Genomic DNA, 17,921 nt, shown 5'->3' with positions numbered 1-17,921 from the left:
GCGGGCGCCCACGGCCGCCGTGCACTGTGCAGTGGTGACCACTGCGACCGAACCGCTCTCCCCCGCTCCCGCGCCGCCGCCACCGGCCGACACGCCGACCGCGCACCGCGCACCACGCTGGTCCCTGCCCGCGCTGCTGGCGATCCTCGTGCTCGCCGGAGTGCTGTACGCCTGGAACCTGTCCTCGTCCGGCCTCAACAGCTTCTACAGCGCCGCCGTCTACAGCGGCACGCAGAGCTGGAAGGCCTGGTTCTTCGGGTCCATCGACGCGGGCAACTTCCTGACCGTGGACAAGCCGCCGTTGTCGTTGATGGCGATGAGCCTGTCCTGCCGGATTTTCGGCTTCGGCACCTGGCAGATGATGCTGCCGCAGATCGCCGCCGGGCTCGGCTCGATCTGGATCCTGCACTCCTCGGTGAAGCGGGTGTGGGGGCACGCGGCCGCGGCGGTCGCCGCCCTGGTCCTGGCCCTCACCCCGATCACCGTCGCGATCAACCGGGACAACAACCCGGACACGCTCCTGGTGCTGCTGATGGTGGGCGGCGCGGCCCTCGCGCTGCGCGCCACCCGCAACGGACGGCTGCTGCCGCTGCTCGGCTCGGCGGCCCTGTTCGGTCTCGCGTTCAACACGAAGATGCTCCAGGGCTACATCGCGCTGCCCGCGGTCTTCGCCGTGTACGTGTACGCCTCGCACCTGGGCTGGGCCAGGAAGGTCCGCAACCTGGTCCTCGCGGCGGTCGTCCTCGCCGTCTCCAGCCTCTGGTGGGCCACGGCCGTCTCCCTGGTCCCGGCCGACTCGCGCCCCTACATCGGCGGCTCGACGGACGGCACCGCCTGGGACCTGATCATGGGCTACAACGGATTCGGCCGGATCCTCGGCGGCGAGGGCAACGGCGGGGGCGGGGGCGGCGGAGGCAGCTTCGCCGGCACCGCGGGCCTCGGCCGGCTGTTCAACGACACGCTCGGCGGCCAGATCTCCTGGCTGATCCCGTTCGCGGCGATCGCCCTCGTCGGCGGTCTCGTACTGCGCGGGCGCGCCCCGCGCACCGACCTCACGCGCGCCGCGCTCGTGCTGTGGGGCGGCTGGCTGGTGCTGCACTACGTCACCTTCGCCACGGCCGAGGGCACCATGCACCCGTACTACACGACCGCCGTCGCCCCCGGCATCGCGGCGCTGTGCGGCGGTGGCGGCGTGATGCTGCTGCGCGCGTTCCGCGCCGACAAGCGGTGGGCGTGGGTGCTGCCCGTGGCGCTCGCCGTCACCGGGATCTGGGCCGTCGTCCTGCTGCGCCGCGCCTCCGGCTGGAACGGCTGGCTGTGGCCGGTGATCGCGCTCGTCATGGCGGCGGCCGTCGCGGGTCTGCTCGTCTTCCGTACGGCGTCGGGCAAGCGGCTGCGGCTGCTGGCGGTCGCCGTGGCGGCGGCGGTCGTCGCCTCGGTGGCGGGCCCGGCGGCGTACGCCACCGCCACGACGTTCTCCTCCGGGGGCGGCGGTGGCATGGGCGGCACGAATCCGACGGCCGGGCCCACGACGGGCGGCGGCATGGGCGGTCCCGGTGGTGGAGGCCGGGGCGGGTTCCCCGGTGGCGGGGAGATGCCGGGGGGCCAGGAGGGCGGTTCGCAGCAGGGCGGTTCGCAGCAAGGCGGCTCCCAGCAGGGTGGTGGCTTCCCCGGTGGCGGTGAGATGCCGGGGGACGGCTCCCAGCAGGGTGGCGGCATGCCGGGCGGCGGTGAGATGCCCGGCGGCGGTCAGGCTCCCGAGGGCGGCTTCCCTGGCGGCAACCAGGGCTCGGGGTCCGGGTCCGAGTCCGGGTCCGAGTCCGGGTCCGGGTCCGGGTCCGGCGAGCGGCAGGGGTCCGGCCGGCAGGGCGGCGGCCCCGGCGGTATGGGCGGCGGCATGGGCGGCAGCGTCGACAGCGACCTGATCTCGTACCTGGAGAAGCACCAGGACGGCGCCAAGTGGCTGCTCGCGGTGTCCAACTCGCAGTCGGCCGCGCAGATCATCCTCTCCACCAAGAAGCCCGTCATCTCGATGTACGGCTTCACCGGCTCCGACAAGGGCATGACCGTCGCCAAGCTGAAGAAGCTGGTCAAGAGCGGCCAGTTGCACTACATCCAGGTCGGCGAAGGCGGCATGGGCGGTGGCATGGGTGGCGGCAACGACGTCAGCTCCGCGGTCACCGCGTGGGTGAAGAAGCACGGCACGGCGGTGAAGGAGAGCGAGTACAGCAAGAGCACGTCCTCCGACTCCTCGTCGAGCTCGAAGAACACGGACACGGACACGGGCTCGAACTCCAGCTCGCTGTACCGCCTGGACCCGTCCGACGTGTCCTGACCTCACCGCGGGGAGCGGTCACACCGTGAAGCAGCGCCGCTCCCCGCCCCGCACCAGGCACGCCCGAACCGTGGCCGGCACCCCTTCGCCGGCCGCGGTCATCGGCGTGGACAGCGACCGCTCGGCGTCGAACTCGTCCTTCACGACGACGTGTTGGGGCGCGGCCCCGGGGACCAGCACCTCCACCCGGTCCCCGACCTTCCCGAGGTCGACGCGCGCCCACACCGCGCGGCACGCCGCGCCGTGCCGGATCTTCACGACGGTGCCGCCGAGGCGCTGCCGGGCGAGGGTCCTGGGCACGGGGTCGATGCCGCACAGGTACGCCTCCGGGTCCTTGCCCGTGCAGTCGGCGCCCCGGCACCCCTTGGCCTGCATCGAGGCGGCGGCCTGGGCCGACGGGCGGGCGTCGGCGCCCCGCTCCCCGGCCGTCAGCGCGGCCACGGCCCCGGCGGCCAGGGCCAGTACCCCGACGACGGCCGCCGCGACCCGCGCCCCTTTCCGGCGCCGGAGGGGCACATCCGTCGGCGGCGCCTCGGTTGCGGGCGGCCGCCGTGGGGCCGCCGCCCGGCCGCTCCACTGGCCCTCGGCGAGCTCCCACAGCGCGAGCGCCCGCCGCGGCGCGCGGCCCGCGAGGGCGCACAGCTCCTCGACGGCCTGGCGCGGCGGCAGGGCCTTCCCGTTGAGGTACCGCTCCCAGGAGGACTTGCTGTACGGGGTCTTGGCGGCCAGCGCCACGAGGCTGAGCCCGGTGGCCGCGCGCGCCTCGCGCAGCGCCGCGGCGAGCCGCTCCCCCTCCACGGACCCGCCGTCGCGGGACTTCTCCCCGGCCGGTGTCATCGCCTCAGCACCCGCCAGGTGTCCTCGCCGACCACCCCGTCCTGGGCGAGGCCGGACTGCTTCTGGATGCGTTTCACGGCGCGTTCGGTGTGGGGTCCGAAGAACCCGTCGGCGATCCCCGGCGGGAAGCCGTGCTCGCGCAGCAGGCACTGCGCCTCGACGACGCGCCACTGCGCGGACTGCGATCCGATGAGTCCGGTACGGGTCCTGCTGTACCCGGCGTACAGCCGCCCGTCGTCGGCCCTGCGGACCTTGCAGGGGTGGTCGACCCCGGCCTCGAACACGAACGCGCCGTTCCGGGCGGCCTGTTGGGTGCGTGCGCCGGGGCCGGGTCCGGAGTCCCAGGGCCGCGCGATCGCCAGTGCGAGCGCGGCGAACACGACGACGGCGGCCACCGTGCACAGGACGGCGGCGAGCCTGCCCCGCGAGGCCCCGTCCCCGTCGCTCTCCCCGGGTGCGACGCCGGGGTCGGCCGCGACCTCGTGCAGCGCGAGCAGCCGCTCCGCGTCGCCGCCGCAGACCTCCGCGAACGCCGCGACGGCCGAACGGGGCGGCAGCGCCCTGCCGTTGAGGTAGCGGTCCCACGACGAGCGGCTGTATCCGGTGCGCGTGGCGACCACGCGCAGGGTGAGTCCGCTGTGGTCCTTGGCCCGGCGGAGCTGAATGGCGAGCCGGCGGCGCCGCGGATCCAGCGATCCGGGCAGTTCCTTCCAACGAGACATGTCCCCCTCCATCTCGTTTCGTCCCATCCGGTATGGATGCGCCGGGGTCGTTTCCAGTTCCCGCTCCGGCCAACCACCGCACGTACGGGGGACGTTGCCGCGGTCCGACACAGAATCGACGCACGGCGTTCACCCAATCCGCCACGTCCGCGTGCCACGCTCCGCGTTACCCCATTCAACTCGCGTAGAACGGACGGACACCCCACATGCCCGAGCCCCACATACGCACCAGCGCCCGCCGCCACTGGAAGCCGCTGACGCTCGCCGTCGCCGCCCTGCTCGGCGCGGCCGCGCTCCCCACCGCGACGGCGACGGCGAACCCCGTCGCCGCGTACGACGACACGTACTACCAGGACGCCGAGGGCAAGACCGGCACCGAGCTGAAGAGCGCGCTGCACACGATCATCAGCGACCAGACGAAGCTCTCCTACGACGCCGTCTGGGACGCCCTGAAGGCCACCGACCAGGACCCGGCGAACAGCTCCAACGTGATCCTGCTCTACAGCGGCACCTCACGCGCGAAGTCCGCCAACGGCGGCGACAGCGGCGACTGGAACCGCGAGCACGTCTGGGCCAAGTCGCACGGCGACTTCGGCACCGCGACGGGCCCCGGCACGGACCTGCACCACCTGCGCCCCGAGGACGTCACGGTCAACTCGATCCGCGGCAACAAGGACTTCGACGAGGGCGGCAGCGCGGTCGCGAACGGCGGCGGCAGCCTCACCGACGCCGACTCCTTCGAACCGCGCGACGCCGTAAAGGGCGACGTGGCGCGCATGATCCTCTACATGGCGGTCCGCTACGAGGGCGACGACTCCTTCGCCGACCTGGAGCCCAACGACTCGGTCGACAACGGCAGCTCGCCGTACATCGGCAAAATCTCGGTCCTGAAGAAGTGGAGCGCCGAGGACCCGCCGGACTCCTTCGAACAGAACCGCAACGACGTCATCTACGACACCTACCAACACAACCGCAACCCGTTCATCGACCACCCGGAGTGGGTCGAGTCGATCTGGTAGACGGCCGGCCAGCGCGCCGCTGCTCCGCACGGGAGCGGCGGCGCACTGCTCACAGCGGGGGGCTCCACACATGCGTTCGTCATTGCGGGCAGGCAGCCCACTGGCTGCAAACCGCCATACCCTCACGGCGGTTGCTCTGTGTGCCGCGCTGCTGATGACTGGAGGGTGCATGTCCCAGGACGACGGCCGGTACAGCCTCTTCTACTACATCTACTCGTCGGCTCCGTCGACGGATCACACCCGCATCGTGCGTACCCTGCGGTCCGAACTGACCGAGCAGGGTTATGAGATCACCTCATACCGGGAATTCAAGAGTGCCTACGAGTCATCGGTGCTGAGCGCCCGGAACAAGAAGAACGATTACGTGGTGGAGGCGGACACCGTGGGTTCCGGAAAGACGAAGCCTCAACGCTTCTCCTTCGCGGTGCGCACTCCCTGCATGCTTCCCCCCGGCGCACAGCAGCAGCAGATCCCCCTCTGAGCCGGATCACTCCCCGCCCAGATGCGTCGGCGCGAACATCCTGAGAAGTGCCGGGAGGACCACCACGCGTGGTCCCGGCGCCGCGAGCGCCTCGGCCAGGTCGTCGCGGAGCGTCTCCGGGGTCGTGCGCACGCCGGGGACGCCGAAGGATTCGGCGAGTGCGACGAAGTCGGGGCGGGCGAGTTCGGTCGCCGTGGCCTCGCCGAAGGCGTCGGTCATGTACTCGCGGAGGATGCCGTAGCCGCCGTCGTCGACGATGAGCCAGGTGACGTTCAGGTCGTACTGCTTCGCCGTGGCCAGTTCGGCGATGGAGTACATGGCGCCGCCGTCGCCGGAGACCGCGAGGACGGGGGTGGTCGGGTCGGCCGCCGCCGCGCCCAGCGCCGCCGGGAACCCGTAGCCGAGGCCGCCCGCGCCCTGCGCCGAGTGCAGGGCGCCCGGCCAGGCGGACCACGCCCAGTAGGCGAGGATCGTCATGTCCCAGAAGGACGGCGCGCTCGCCGGAAGGGCCGCGCGGACCGAGGCCAGCACGTCCTGTTCCAGGGTGAGTTCCTGCGCGTCGATCCGTTCCCGTACGGCCTTCAGGACCGCGGCGACGCGTGCGGGCGCCGCGTCGTCCGGGCGCTCGGCGACCGTCTCGGCGAGGGCCTGGAGCGCGAGGCGGGCGTCGGCGTGGATGCCGAGGGCCGGGTGGTTGGACTCCAGCTTTCCGGCGTCGGCCTCGATCTGGATGAGGCGGCCGCGCGGCGCGAACGTGTGGTAGTTCGAGGAGAGTTCGCCGAGGCCCGAGCCGACGACGAGCAGGACGTCGGCGTCCTCCAGGAAGTCCGTCGTGTGCCGGTCCTCCATCCAGGACTGGAGCGACAGCGGGTGCTCCCAGGGGAAGGCGCCCTTGCCGCCGAAGGTGCAGACGACCGGCGCGTTCACCCTTTCCGCGAGCGCGCGCAGCTTGCCCGTCGCGTCCGCGCGGACGACTCCGCCGCCCGCGATGATCGCCGGGCGTTCGGCGCGAGCGAGCAAGTCCGCTGCCACGGCCGTGAGTTCGGGGCGCGGCACGAGGTCGTGCGGGGTGGCGTCCACGCCCGTGACGACCGGCAGGATCGTCTCGGCGAGGAGCACGTCCTGCGGGATCTCCACCCACACGGGGCCGTGCGGGGCGCTCAGCGCGGACTCCCAGGCCGCGGCGATCGCCGACGGGATCTGGGACTGCGTACGGACGGTGTGGACGGACTTGACCACGTCCCGGAACGACGCCTGCTGGTCGCGGAGTTCGTGCAGGTAGCCGTGGCGGCCCCCGCCGAGCCCCGCGACCGGGATCTGGCTGCCGATCGCGAGGACGGGCGCCGACGCGGCCGCCGCCTCCTGGAGCGCGGCGAGCGACATCAGCGAGCCGGGCCCGGTGGACAGCAGCAGCGGCGCCACCTCCCCCGTGACCCGGCCGTACGCGTCGGCCGCGAACCCGGCGTTGTTCTCGACGCGCAGCCCCACGTACCTGAGCGACGACCGGCGCAGCGCGTCGAACATGCCGAGCGCGTGCTGCCCCGGCAGGCCGAAGACGGTGGACGCGCCGAGCCCGTGGAGGGTCTCGACGACGAGGTCACCGCCCGTGCGCCCGGCCGGCGGGTTGAGCGCCGCCTCCGTCTGCGCGGGGGTGGGCGTCAGCTCAAGGTCGTGGTCGTGCGTCACTGGGTGCCCGTCTCCTTCTGGGCGCGTGCCGCTCAGGCGCGCGCGTCGGCGATCTGGCGGGACATGATCGTCGTCAGCTCGTACGCCGTGTGCGAGGCCGCGACGGACGTGATCTCCGCGTGGTCGTACGCGGGCGCCACCTCGACGACGTCCGCCGATACCAGGTTGCACGAAGAAAGGCCGCGGAGGATCTCCAGGAGCTCCCGGGAGGTCATGCCGCCCGCCTCCGGCGTACCCGTGCCGGGCGCGTGCGCCGGGTCGAGGCAGTCGATGTCGATGGAGATGTACAGCGGGCGGTCGCCGATGCGCTGGCGGAGCTGGTCGGCGACCTCGTCGGCGCCGCGCCGGTAGACGTCGGCGGAGGTGACGATGCCGAAGCCGAGCTTCTCGTCCTCGGTGAGGTCGGAGCGGCCGTACAGCGGGCCGCGCGTGCCGACGTGGGAGAGGGCGGAGGTGTCGAGGATGCCCTCCTCGACGGCGCGGCGGAACGGCGTGCCGTGCGTGTACTCGGCGCCGAAGTACGTGTCCCACGTGTCGAGGTGCGCGTCGAAGTGCAGCAGCGCGACCGGGCCGTGCTTCTTGGCGACGCTCCTGAGCAGCGGCAGCGCGATGGTGTGGTCGCCGCCGAGCGTCATCATGCGGGCGCCGGAGCCGAGCAGGTCGTCGGCGGCGGCCTCGATGGTGTCGACGGCCTCGTTGATGTTGAACGGGTTGGCGGCGATGTCACCGGCGTCCGCGACCTGCGCGAGGGCGAACGGGGAGGCGTCCTGCGCCGGGTTGTACGGGCGCAGGAGGCGGGAGGCCTCACGGATGGCGTTGCCGCCGAAGCGGGCGCCGGGCCGGTAGGAGACACCGGTGTCGAAGGGGACGCCGACGACCGCCACGTCGGCGGCGCCCACCTCGTCGAGCCGGGGCAGGCGGGCGAACGTCGCCGGGCCCGCGTAGCGCGGGACCCGGGAGGAGTCGACCGGTCCGACGGCTCCGGCGGGGCCGTTGGGAACGCGGGGCGTCTCGTTGCTGTTCATTGCGCGCATGCCTTCTTTCCTGCGAGTGCGTACGAATCGGGTGTCGTACGGGGGTTACTGCGGTGCGCCGACGGCGGCCGGCTCGGGCTCCTCGGCGCCGCGCCCGGCGAGCCGCTCGCGCCAGTTGGCGAGGACGGCGGCGTCGGTGGGCCGGGTGGCCAGGGAGACGGCCACGTAGACGACGAGTGACGCGACGAGGCCGTAGTACACGGGCTCGTTGGCGAGGATGCCGTAGCGCCACATCGCGCCGATGACGGTGAGGCCGCCGACGGCGACGGAGGCGAGGGCGCCCGCGCCGGTGCCGCGCTTCCAGATCAGCCCGCCGAGGATGGGCACGAGCAGCCCGCCGACGAGCAGGTTGTAGGCGACGGTCAGCGCCTCGACGACGTTGTTGAGGGCGATCGAGATGAGGATCGCGACGATGCCGAGGCCGAGGATGAACATCCGGTTGCCCTTGACCTCGTCGTGCTCGCTCTCCCCCGCGTCCTGCGGCTTGATGCCGCGCAGCCGCTTCCAGATGTCGTTGTTGGCGACGGTGGCGCAGGCGATGAGCGCTCCGGAGGAGGTGGACATCACGGCGGCCAGCGCGGCGGCCAGTACGAGACCCCGGATACCGACGGGCAGTTCGTCCTTGACGATCTGCGCGAACGCCTCGTCGGCCTGGCCGAGCCCGGTCGGGTAGAGGACCTTGGCGGCGGTGCCGATGACCGCGCCGCCGATCGCGTAGAGCAGGCAGTAGACGCCGGAGACGGTGCCGCCCCAGCGGGCCACCTTGTCGTTGCGGGCGGTGAAGACGCGCTGCCAGATGTCCTGGCCGATGAGCATGCCGAACGTGTAGATCAGCACGTACGTGAAGATCGTCTCGCCGCCGATGCCCAGCGGGTCGAAGTACGAGGTGGGCAGCGCGGCCTTCATCTCGCTGAAGCCACCGGCCTTGACGACGGCGACGGGCAGCAGGATCAGCAGCACACCGATCGTCTTCACGACGAACTGCACCATGTCGGTGATGGTGATCGACCACATGCCGCCGAGCGTCGAGTAGGCGACGACGATGGTGCCGCCGACGACGATCGCGAGGGTGCGCGGCACGTCGAAGAGGACGTCGAAGATCGTCGCGTACGCGATGGTGGACGTGACGACGAGCATCAGCGTGTACGCCCACATCACGATGCCGGAGATCATCCCGGCGCGGCCGCCGCCGTAGCGCAGGTCGAGCATCTCGGAGACCGTGTAGACCTTCAGGCGGGCGATGCGCGCCGAGAAGAAGACCGACAGGGCGAGGATGCCGAGGCCGATGGTGAACACCATCCAGGCGCCCGACAGGCCGTACTGGTAGCCGAGGCCGACGCCGCCGATGGTGGAGGCGCCACCGAGGACGACGGCGGCCATCGTGCCGGAGTACATGGCGGGGCCGAGGCGCCGTCCGGCGACCAGGAAGTCGCTCTTGGACTTGGCGCGGCGCATGCCCCACCAGCCCATCGCCAGCATTCCGGCCAGGTAGACGACGATCACGATGTAGTCGACGGCCATGGGGACGCCCTCCTTCTCCACTTCTCGGTGGCGTGTCGTGCAGGGAATGTCCGGCTGCGAAGCCCCTCGTACGGGGTCCTTCCGGGGTGGCGAGGACATCCGCCCGTACCCGCACCCACCGGTCGCAAGAAATCTAGGTGGCCGAAAAGCGGCACTGAAGTGTACGTTCCATCCACTGACTGGGGATGGATTGGAGGGATCGTCCACACATGACCGTGACCGCGCCGCCCACCCCGGGCGTTCCGCTCGCCGCGGTGCTCGCCCGCGCCGACCTCGGACTGCGCCGGCTCGCGGGCCCCGACGCGGCGGACGTCCTCGTGCACGGCGCCCACACCTCGGAGCTGCCCGACCCGGCCCCGTACCTGCTGGGCGGCGAGCTGCTGCTGACGGCGGGCGTGCACGCGCAGGGCGCCCCCGCCGGGTACTTCGACGCGTACGCGGAGCGGGTGGCGCGCGGCGGCGGGGTGGCGCTCGGCTTCGGTGTGACGCCGGTCTTCGACACGGTGCCGCCGGAGCTGGTGGCGGCCTGCGAGCAGCGCGGCATCCCGCTGTTGGAGGTGCCGCCGAGGACGACGTTCAGCGGGATCGCGCGCGCCGTGTGGGAGCTGATGGCGCAGGCCAGGAACGCGGAGCTGCGCCGGGTCACGGAGGCCCAGCAGGCCCTTGCCTCGGCCGCGGCGCGCCCCGATCCGCTCCCCTCCGTGCTGCGTCAACTCGCCCAGCGGCTCGGCGGGTTCGCGGTCGCCGTCACCCCGGACGGCGAGGAGCCGTACCACGCGGGGGCGCGGCCCGCGCGGGCCGTCGCCGACGCGCTCGCCGAGCTGACGGCGGTCGTCCGCCCGCACGCCACGCACCTCTTCCCCACCCCGTCGTCGGCGGCGGACACGGTCGGGGGCGCGCATCTGTCGGCGTTCGCGCTGAGCACGGGCGGCGCGCTCGGTCTCGCGACACCGACCCGTACGCCGGGCGACCACACGATCGCCGGAGCGGCCGTCGTCCTCCTCTCCCTCCTCACGGGCGAACACCGCTCGACGGGCGACACGCGCCGCGCGGCGAGCCTGGTCGACCTGCTCCTCGGCGCGGACCGCGAGGCGGCGGCCACGGCCCTCCTCGGCCCGGACACCACCTGGCGGGTGGTCCACGCCCGCCCCCTGGCGCGGCGCCCGGCCCCGGACCTGGCCACGCCCCTGACGGCCACGGCCGACGGACTGACCCGCGCGGTCCTCCCCGCCGACCAGGACGTCACGCCCCACACGGGGTACGTGCTCGGGGTCAGCGCCCCCGTCCTCCCCCACGACCTGCCGCTCGCCGACGCCCAGGCGTCCCACGCCCTCACGCACGCGCGGGCGACCCGGGTCCCGCTCGCCCACCACCGCCCCGCCGACACGCCCCCGGCGAGCCCGCGGGCCCTCGCCGGGAACGCGGCGCTCCTCGAAACGCTGCGCACGTGGCTGTCCCTGCACGGCAGTTGGGAGAGCACGGCCCTGGCGCTCGGCATCCACCGCAACACGGTCCGCCAGCGCATCGCCCGCTGCGCGACCCTCATGGAGGCCGACCTCGACGACCCGGACGTGCGCATGGAGCTGTGGTTCGCGCTGCGCCACGCGCCCTGACGGGGCCGGCGCCGCGTCCACTCCCCGGAACCGATCACCGGCCCGCGGCGGCCCCCGGCACAATGGGCTCATGCCGATACCCGGATTGCCCAGCGACGTCCCGACCCGTGCCGCCCTGATCGAGCACCTCGTCCGCACCCGTATCGCGGGCGACGTGGCCACGCCCCGCGAGAACAACCGCTCGCACTACCGCAAGCTCGCGAACGGCGACCGGCACTACTGGCTGGGCCTGGAACTGGGCGACCGCTGGACGGACGAGGCCGACGTGCTCGCCGTCATGGCCGAACGCTGCGGCGTGGTCTCCGACCCCGACCACCTCTCGGGCCAGGACACCATCGACCCGGAGCTCACGATCGACGCCCTGGACCGCGCGGCGGCGCGGCTGCGCAAGGCCGCGGAGGACCGCCAGCGCGTCCTCCTCGCCACGGGTCACCCCGGCGGCCTCCTCGACGTCCACCGGGCGACGGCCACGGCGCTGCGTGCCGCGGGCTGCGAGATCATGGTCATCCCCGAGGGGCTCGCCACGGACGAGGGCATGGTCTTCCAGTTCGCGGACGTGGCGATGCTGGAGCGGGGCGCCACCCTGTGGCACACGCACTCGCCGGACCCGATGACGGCGATCCTCGACGGCCTGGAGCGCGCGCACCGCCCCCTGCCCGACCTCGTCGTCGCCGACCACGGCTGGGCCGGCTGCGCCGCCCAACGCGGCCTCGACTCCATCGGCTACGCCGACTGCAACGACCCGGCCCTCTTCGTCGGCGAACACGAGGGCACGATGCAGGTCACGATCCCCCTCGACGACCACGTCACGAGCCCGCGGCACTACGACCCGATGGCGGCCTACCTCTTGGACGCGGCGGGCCTCAACCAGTAGTCCCCTACCTCTTGACCGCGTCGCCGGTGGATCCCTTCAGCCTCCGTCGCCGACCGAGCACATCAACCTCCGTCGCGCCGGTCGAGCACATCAACCTCAGTGACCGGCCGAGCACATCAACCTCAGTCGCCGATCGAGCACATCAAGCCCCTGCGGCGATTGAGCAGCGGGGTATGGGGCAGAGCCCCAATCTTTTGCAGGCGGCTCCGTGGCCGACGCCTCGGGGCTCCGCCCCGGACCCCGCTGCTCAATCGCCGCAGGGGCTTGATGGGGTCACCACGGATTGAGCCCCTCCGTGCGGCGCGCCGCGAACCCCGGGGTCGGGTCGAGGAAGACGCGGCGGACCGCCGGGAACCGCTCCCGGATCCGCCGCGAGGCGTCCTCGCAGGCCCACTCGATCTGCGCCGCGGTGGACGCGTCCCGGAAGTCGACCTTCGCCGCGACGAGCGCCTCCCGCGGCCCCTGCACCAACGTGGTCAGCTCCAGCACCGCCTCGACGTGCTCGACGCCCAGCACGATCGTCCGGATCTCGTCCCGGAACGGCTTCGGCAACGGCCGCCCCACCAACAGCTCCGCGTTGGACCGCCCGAGCACCCACGCCACCCACAGCAGCAGCACCCCGATGCACAGCGACGCCGCCGCGTCCCACGCCGCCGCCCCGGTGAGCTGCGCGCCGAGCAGCCCGCCCGCCGCGAGCAGCAGACCGGCCAGCGCCGCGCTGTCCTCCAGGACGACCGCCTTCACCGCCGTGTCGGGCGTGTGCCGCAGATACGTGCCGAAGGGTGCCCGCACCCGCGCCGCCTCGCCCCGGGCCTGCTTGAGGGCGGTCCGCAGCGAGTACCCCTCCAGCAGGAACGCCACGGCGAGCACGATGTACGACACCAGCGGATCGCCGAGCTCCTCGCCCGCGACGAGCGTGTGGATCCCGTCGTAGAGGGAGAAGACGGCGCCGCCCACGAACGTGGCGACCGCCGCGAGCAGCGCCCAGACGTAGCGCTCACCGCCGTAGCCGAGCGGATGCTCCTCGTCGGCGGGCTTGTCGCTGCGCTTCAGGGAGGTGAGCAGCAGCAGTTCGGTGACGGTGTCGGCGAAGGAGTGCGCCGCCTCGGAGAGCATCGCGCTGGAGCCGCTGATGACGCCGGCGACGGCCTTCGCGAGGGCGATGCCCAGGTTGGCCGCCGCGGCGACGAGCACCGTGAAGACGCTCTCCCCGCCCGCTTCTTCCGTTCCGCTCACGCCGTCGTCCACCCGTACATCCATGTACGGGACGTTATGTCCGATCAGCGCGGAACGCGAACGACGCCTTCCTGGATGACGGAGATCGCGAGCCGCCCGTCCTGCGTGTAGATCCGGGCCTGCCCGAGCCCGCGCCCGCCGGACGTGGACGGCGACTCCTGGTCGTAGAGGAGCCATTCGTCGGCCCGGAACGGCCGGTGGAACCACATCGCGTGGTCGAGGGAGGCACCGACGACGTCACCGACGGCCCAGCCGCCCCGCCCGTGGGCGAGCAGCACGGAGTCGAGGAGCGTCATGTCGGAGACGTACGTGGCGAGGCAGACGTGCAGCAGCGGGTCGTCCGCGAGCTTGCCGCGCGTGCGGAACCAGACCTGGGAGCGCGGCGGCTGCGGGTCCCCGACGAAGGCGAACGGCGGCGCGTCCACGTACCGCAGGTCGACCGCCTCACGGGCCTCCAGGAGGCGCTGTACGACGTCGGGGGCGAGAACCCCGTCGACGTACCGCGGCAGCATCTCCTCCGCGGTCGGCAGCGACTCCGGGTCCGGCGCGGCCGGCATGTCCGCCTGGTGTTCGAGCCCGTCCTCGTACGTCTGGAAGGACGCGGAGAGGTGGAAGATCGGCTGCCCGTGCTGGACGGCGACGACGCGGCGCGTGGTGAAGGAGCGGCCGTCGCGGATCCGGTCGACGGTGTAGACGATGGGCGCGCCCGGGTCCCCCGCGACGAGGAAGTACGCGTGCAGGGAGTGGGCGTGCCGGTCGGCCGGGACGGTGCGCCCGGCCGCGACCAGCGCCTGGGCCGCCACCTGCCCGCCGAAGACGCGGGGGACGACGGAGGACCGGGACTGGCCGCGGAAGATGTCCTCCTCGATCTGCTCGAGGTCGAGGAGATCGAGGAGGGATTCGAGTGCCTGATGCATGGGATCAGTTGTACAGAGCAAAGATTCTCTGCTGGTTACAGGCCCATGTTCTTGGCGATGATCGACTTCATGATCTCGCTGGTGCCGCCGTAGATGCGGTTCACGCGGTTGTCCGCGTACAGGCGGGCGATCGGGTACTCGTTCATGAACCCGTAGCCGCCGTGCAGCTGGAGGCAGCGGTCGATGACGCGGTGCGCGACCTCGGTGCAGAACAGCTTCGCGGAGGCGGCCTCGGCGGCGCTCAGCTCACCGGCGTCGAGGGCCTCGAGGGCGCGGTCGGCGACGGCCTCGGCGGCGTCCACCTCGGCCTGGCAGGCGGCCAGCTCGAACTTGGTGTTCTGGAACGACGCGACGGTCTTGCCGAAGACGGTGCGGTCCTGGACGTACGTCTTGGCGAACTGCACGGCGGCCTTGGCCTGCGCGTACGCGCCGTAGGCGATGCCCCAGCGCTCGGAGGGCAGGTTCTTGCCGAGGTAGTAGAAGCCCTTGTTCTCCTCGCCGAGGAGGTCCTCGACGGGGACCTTCACGTCGACGAACGCCAGCTCGGCGGTGTCGGAGGTCTTCAGGCCGAGCTTGTCGAGCTTGCGGCCGATCGAGTAGCCCTCGGACTTCGTGTCGACGGCGAAGAGGGAGATGCCGTGGCGGCGGTCCTCGGCGGTCGGCGCGGCGGTGCGGGCGCAGACGATGACGCGGTCGGCGTGCACGCCGCCGGTGATGAACGTCTTCGAGCCGTTGAGCACGTAGTGCGTGCCGTCGTCGGAGAGCTTGGCCGTGGTCTTCATGCCGGCCAGGTCGGAGCCGGTGCCCGGCTCGGTCATGGCGAGGGCCCACATCTCCTCGCCGGTGACGAACTTCTCCAGGTAGCGCTTCTTCTGCTCGTCGGTGGCGAGCATCTTGATGTACGGCAGGGCGAGCAGCACGTGCACGCCGGAGCCGCCGAAGGAGACGCCCGCGCGCGCGGTCTCCTCGTACTGGATGGCCTCGAACTTGTGGGTGTCCAGGCCGGCGCCACCGAACTCCTCGGGCACGTTGATGCCGAACAGACCCAGGTCGGCCATCTTCGAGTACAGCTCGCGCGGCACGATGCCCTGCTGGAACCACTCGTCGTAGTGGGGGACGACCTCGGCCTCGATGAAGGCGCGCAGGGTCTCCCGGAACGCCTCGTGGTCCTCATCAAAAACGGTACGGCGCACGGAGAACTCTCCCTCTACGACGAGTGTGCGGACAGCGGCCAAGCGACTAAGCGCTTGCTCAGGGCCAGGTTACCCGCGAGTCGCAAGGAGCGTCCAGAGATACAGGTCACTCCGCGGCCACCACGGACCTCACTCTGCGGCAGCCGCCGCGAACGCGCCACGCGCCAACTTGTGCAGCATCGCCGCGGTCGCCGTGCGGCCCGGCAGCGAACCGGGGCGGCTCAGGTGCGGCGTCGAGTTGAGGAGACCGAAGACCGCGTGCACGGCCACGCGCGCGTGCGCCTCCACCAGCTCCGGGTAGACCTTGCGCACCGCCTCCACCCACAGCTCCACGTACTGGCGCTGGAGCTGGCGCACCAGCTTGCGGTCGCTGTCGCGCAGGCGGTCCAGCTCGCGGTCGTGCAGCGTGATCAGGTCGCGGTCGTCGAGCGCGAAGTCGATGTGCCCCTCGATGAGCGAGTCGAGCAGCGCCTCCGGGCCGTGCTCCGCCTCGGCGACCCGCCGCTTGCCGCCGGTGAGCAGCTGTCCGCTGATCCCGACGAGCAGCTCGGCGAGCATCGCGTCCTTGCCGGCGAAGTGCCGGTACAGGCCGGGGCCGCTGATGCCGACCGCCGCCCCTATCTCGTCCACGCCCACACCGTGGAACCCGCGCTCGGCGAAGAGCCGCGCGGCCTCCCTGAGGATCTGCTCGCGGCGGGTGGGGGCGTCGGTTCTCGTGGCCATGAAGCAATTCTAGACAGGGAGGTTAGCGAGCGTTAACCTGACGTCGGACGGTTAACGCTCATTAACTGATCGGTACGGGCAAGGGGGCTCGAAGCGATGCAGGAGGCACCGGAGCTTCACAGTGCGGCGGAGCCCGCTTCGGAGGCCTGGCGGGCCAACGAGGCAGCGCACCGGGCGCTCGGCGAGGAGCTGCGCGCCAAGCTGGCCGCGGCCCGGCTCGGCGGCGGCGAGAAGGCGCGGGCGCGGCACACGGCGCGCGGAAAGCTGCTGCCGCGGGACCGGGTGGACGCGCTGCTCGACCCGGGCTCCCCGTTCCTGGAGCTGGCGCCGCTCGCGGCGGACGGGATGTACGAGGGGCAGGCCCCGGCGGCCGGGGTGATCGCCGGGATCGGCCGGATCAGCGGTCGCGAGTGCGTGATCGTCGCCAACGACGCGACGGTCAAGGGCGGCACGTACTACCCGATGACGGTGAAGAAGCATCTGCGCGCGCAGGAGGTGGCCCTGGAGAACCGGCTGCCGTGCGTCTACCTGGTGGACTCCGGCGGCGCGTTCCTGCCGATGCAGGACGACGTGTTCCCGGACCGCGAGCACTTCGGGCGGATCTTCTACAACCAGGCGCGGATGTCCGGCGCGGGCATCCCGCAGATCGCGGCGGTCCTCGGTTCGTGCACAGCGGGCGGGGCGTACGTCCCGGCGATGAGCGACGAGGCGGTGATCGTCCGCAACCAGGGCACGATCTTCCTCGGCGGCCCGCCCCTGGTGAAGGCGGCCACGGGCGAGGTGGTGACGGCCGAGGAGCTGGGCGGCGGCGAGGTCCACTCGCGGGTCTCGGGCGTGACGGACCACCTGGCGGAGGACGACGCGCACGCGCTGCGGATCGTGCGGACCATCGTCTCGACGCTGCCGGAGCGGGGCCCGCTGCCGTGGGCGGTGAAGGCGGCGATCGAGCCGAAGGTGGACCCGGCGGGGCTCTACGGCGCCGTGCCGGTGGACTCGCGCACTCCGTACGACGCCCGGGAGGTCATCGCGCGCGTGGTGGACGGTTCGCGGTTCGCCGAGTTCAAGTCGGAGTACGGGCAGACGCTGATCACGGGGTTCGCGCGGATCCACGGCCACCCGGTCGGCATCGTCGCGAACAACGGCATCCTGTTCGCCGAGTCCGCCCAGAAGGGCGCCCACTTCATCGAGCTGTGCGACCAGCGCGGCATCCCGCTGCTCTTCCTCCAGAACATCTCGGGGTTCATGGTCGGCAAGGACTACGAGGCGGGCGGCATCGCCAAGCACGGCGCCAAGATGGTCACGGCGGTGGCCTGCACGCGCGTGCCGAAGCTGACCGTGGTGATCGGCGGCAGCTACGGCGCGGGCAACTACTCGATGTGCGGCCGGGCGTATTCGCCCCGCTTCCTGTGGATGTGGCCCGGCGCGAAGATCAGCGTCATGGGCGGCGAGCAGGCCGCGTCGGTCCTCGCGACGGTCAAGCGCGACCAGATGGAGGCGCGCGGCGAGGAGTGGGCGGCCGAGGACGAGGACGCCTTCAAGGCGCCGATCCGCGCCCAGTACGAGTCGCAGGGCAACGCCTACTACGCGACGGCCCGGCTGTGGGACGACGGCGTGATCGACCCGATGGAGACCCGCCAGGTCCTCGGCCTGGCCCTGACCGCGTGTGCCAACGCGCCGCTGCCGGAGAAGTCCGCCGGCTTCGGCGTCTTCCGGATGTGAGGGGCGGACCA

At 72.2% G+C, this 17,921-nt stretch carries 15 protein-coding genes; 6 read left to right on the top strand and 9 right to left on the bottom strand.

The features are described from left to right. Positions 1-34 precede the first annotated feature (34 nt). On the top strand, positions 35-2,335 hold the full coding sequence (locus ACYBSK_RS04710) for an ArnT family glycosyltransferase (protein WP_460245262.1): 2,301 nt from the start codon (positions 35-37) through the stop codon (positions 2,333-2,335). Between the two features lie 18 nt (positions 2,336-2,353). Here ACYBSK_RS04710 and ACYBSK_RS04705 read toward each other — a convergent pair whose 3' ends face one another. Together ACYBSK_RS04705 and ACYBSK_RS04700 are read right to left on the bottom strand one after the other, a co-directional pair. Further along, entirely contained in the window at positions 2,354-3,172 is an 819-nt protein-coding gene (locus tag ACYBSK_RS04705) for a helix-turn-helix domain-containing protein (RefSeq protein WP_460245261.1), read from the bottom strand. After that, a complete protein-coding gene (locus ACYBSK_RS04700) occupies positions 3,169-3,894 on the bottom strand; it encodes a helix-turn-helix domain-containing protein (protein WP_460245260.1) in 726 nt (241 codons plus the stop codon). The genes ACYBSK_RS04705 and ACYBSK_RS04700 overlap by 4 nt, the downstream gene beginning before the upstream one ends. Positions 3,895-4,100: 206 nt before the next feature. On the opposite strand from ACYBSK_RS04700, the gene ACYBSK_RS04695 reads away from it, so the two are divergent. Both ACYBSK_RS04695 and ACYBSK_RS04690 read left to right on the top strand, forming a co-directional pair. Continuing rightward, on the top strand, positions 4,101-4,913 hold the full coding sequence (locus ACYBSK_RS04695; protein ID WP_460245259.1) for an endonuclease I family protein: 813 nt from the start codon (positions 4,101-4,103) through the stop codon (positions 4,911-4,913). A 169-nt stretch (positions 4,914-5,082) separates the two neighbouring features. Continuing rightward, the gene (locus tag ACYBSK_RS04690; protein ID WP_460245258.1) at positions 5,083-5,394 is read left to right on the top strand and encodes a hypothetical protein; all 312 of its coding nucleotides are present in this window, start codon (positions 5,083-5,085) and stop codon (positions 5,392-5,394) included. A 6-nt stretch (positions 5,395-5,400) separates the two neighbouring features. Here ACYBSK_RS04690 and ACYBSK_RS04685 read toward each other — a convergent pair whose 3' ends face one another. Genes ACYBSK_RS04685 through ACYBSK_RS04675 form a run of 3 tightly spaced genes read right to left on the bottom strand, consistent with a single transcriptional unit; the run spans position 5,401 to position 9,635 of the window. Then, positions 5,401-7,080: a thiamine pyrophosphate-binding protein gene (locus ACYBSK_RS04685; protein ID WP_460245257.1), complete on the bottom strand. Its 1,680-nt coding sequence runs from the start codon at positions 7,078-7,080 to the stop codon at positions 5,401-5,403. Positions 7,081-7,112: 32 nt separating this feature from the next. Next, positions 7,113-8,105: an agmatinase gene (speB, locus tag ACYBSK_RS04680; RefSeq protein ID WP_457481653.1), complete on the bottom strand. Its 993-nt coding sequence runs from the start codon at positions 8,103-8,105 to the stop codon at positions 7,113-7,115. A gap of 54 nt (positions 8,106-8,159) precedes the next feature. Next, a complete protein-coding gene (locus ACYBSK_RS04675) occupies positions 8,160-9,635 on the bottom strand; it encodes a sodium:solute symporter family protein (protein WP_457475547.1) in 1,476 nt (491 codons plus the stop codon). A gap of 209 nt (positions 9,636-9,844) precedes the next feature. Here ACYBSK_RS04675 and ACYBSK_RS04670 point away from each other — a divergent pair, with 209 nt between their 5' ends. Both ACYBSK_RS04670 and ACYBSK_RS04665 read left to right on the top strand, forming a co-directional pair. Further along, positions 9,845-11,248, top strand: a complete 1,404-nt coding sequence (locus ACYBSK_RS04670) for a PucR family transcriptional regulator (protein ID WP_460245256.1) — start codon at positions 9,845-9,847, stop codon at positions 11,246-11,248. A gap of 70 nt (positions 11,249-11,318) precedes the next feature. Continuing rightward, complete coding sequence (locus tag ACYBSK_RS04665; protein ID WP_460245255.1) at positions 11,319-12,122, top strand: phosphatase; 804 nt, start codon at positions 11,319-11,321, stop codon at positions 12,120-12,122. A gap of 273 nt (positions 12,123-12,395) precedes the next feature. Here ACYBSK_RS04665 and ACYBSK_RS04660 read toward each other — a convergent pair whose 3' ends face one another. The 4 genes from ACYBSK_RS04660 to ACYBSK_RS04645 form a co-directional block, all read right to left on the bottom strand. Then, positions 12,396-13,382, bottom strand: a complete 987-nt coding sequence (locus ACYBSK_RS04660) for a cation diffusion facilitator family transporter (protein ID WP_457475544.1) — start codon at positions 13,380-13,382, stop codon at positions 12,396-12,398. A gap of 20 nt (positions 13,383-13,402) precedes the next feature. Then, positions 13,403-14,275 (bottom strand): acyl-CoA thioesterase, encoded by an 873-nt coding sequence (locus ACYBSK_RS04655; RefSeq protein WP_460245254.1) that lies wholly within the window; start codon positions 14,273-14,275, stop codon positions 13,403-13,405. Positions 14,276-14,310: 35 nt separating this feature from the next. Beyond that, positions 14,311-15,468: an acyl-CoA dehydrogenase family protein gene (locus ACYBSK_RS04650; RefSeq protein ID WP_460245253.1), complete on the bottom strand. Its 1,158-nt coding sequence runs from the start codon at positions 15,466-15,468 to the stop codon at positions 14,311-14,313. Between the two features lie 129 nt (positions 15,469-15,597). Then, complete coding sequence (locus tag ACYBSK_RS04645) at positions 15,598-16,191, bottom strand: SACE_7040 family transcriptional regulator (protein WP_457475541.1); 594 nt, start codon at positions 16,189-16,191, stop codon at positions 15,598-15,600. A 96-nt stretch (positions 16,192-16,287) separates the two neighbouring features. Here ACYBSK_RS04645 and ACYBSK_RS04640 point away from each other — a divergent pair, with 96 nt between their 5' ends. Then, a complete protein-coding gene (locus tag ACYBSK_RS04640; protein ID WP_457475540.1) occupies positions 16,288-17,910 on the top strand; it encodes a carboxyl transferase domain-containing protein in 1,623 nt (540 codons plus the stop codon). Positions 17,911-17,921: the final 11 nt, after the last annotated feature.

This window comes from Streptomyces sp. BYX5S, assembly GCF_054724165.1.
This window is presented reverse-complemented; position numbering and strand designations above follow the sequence as displayed.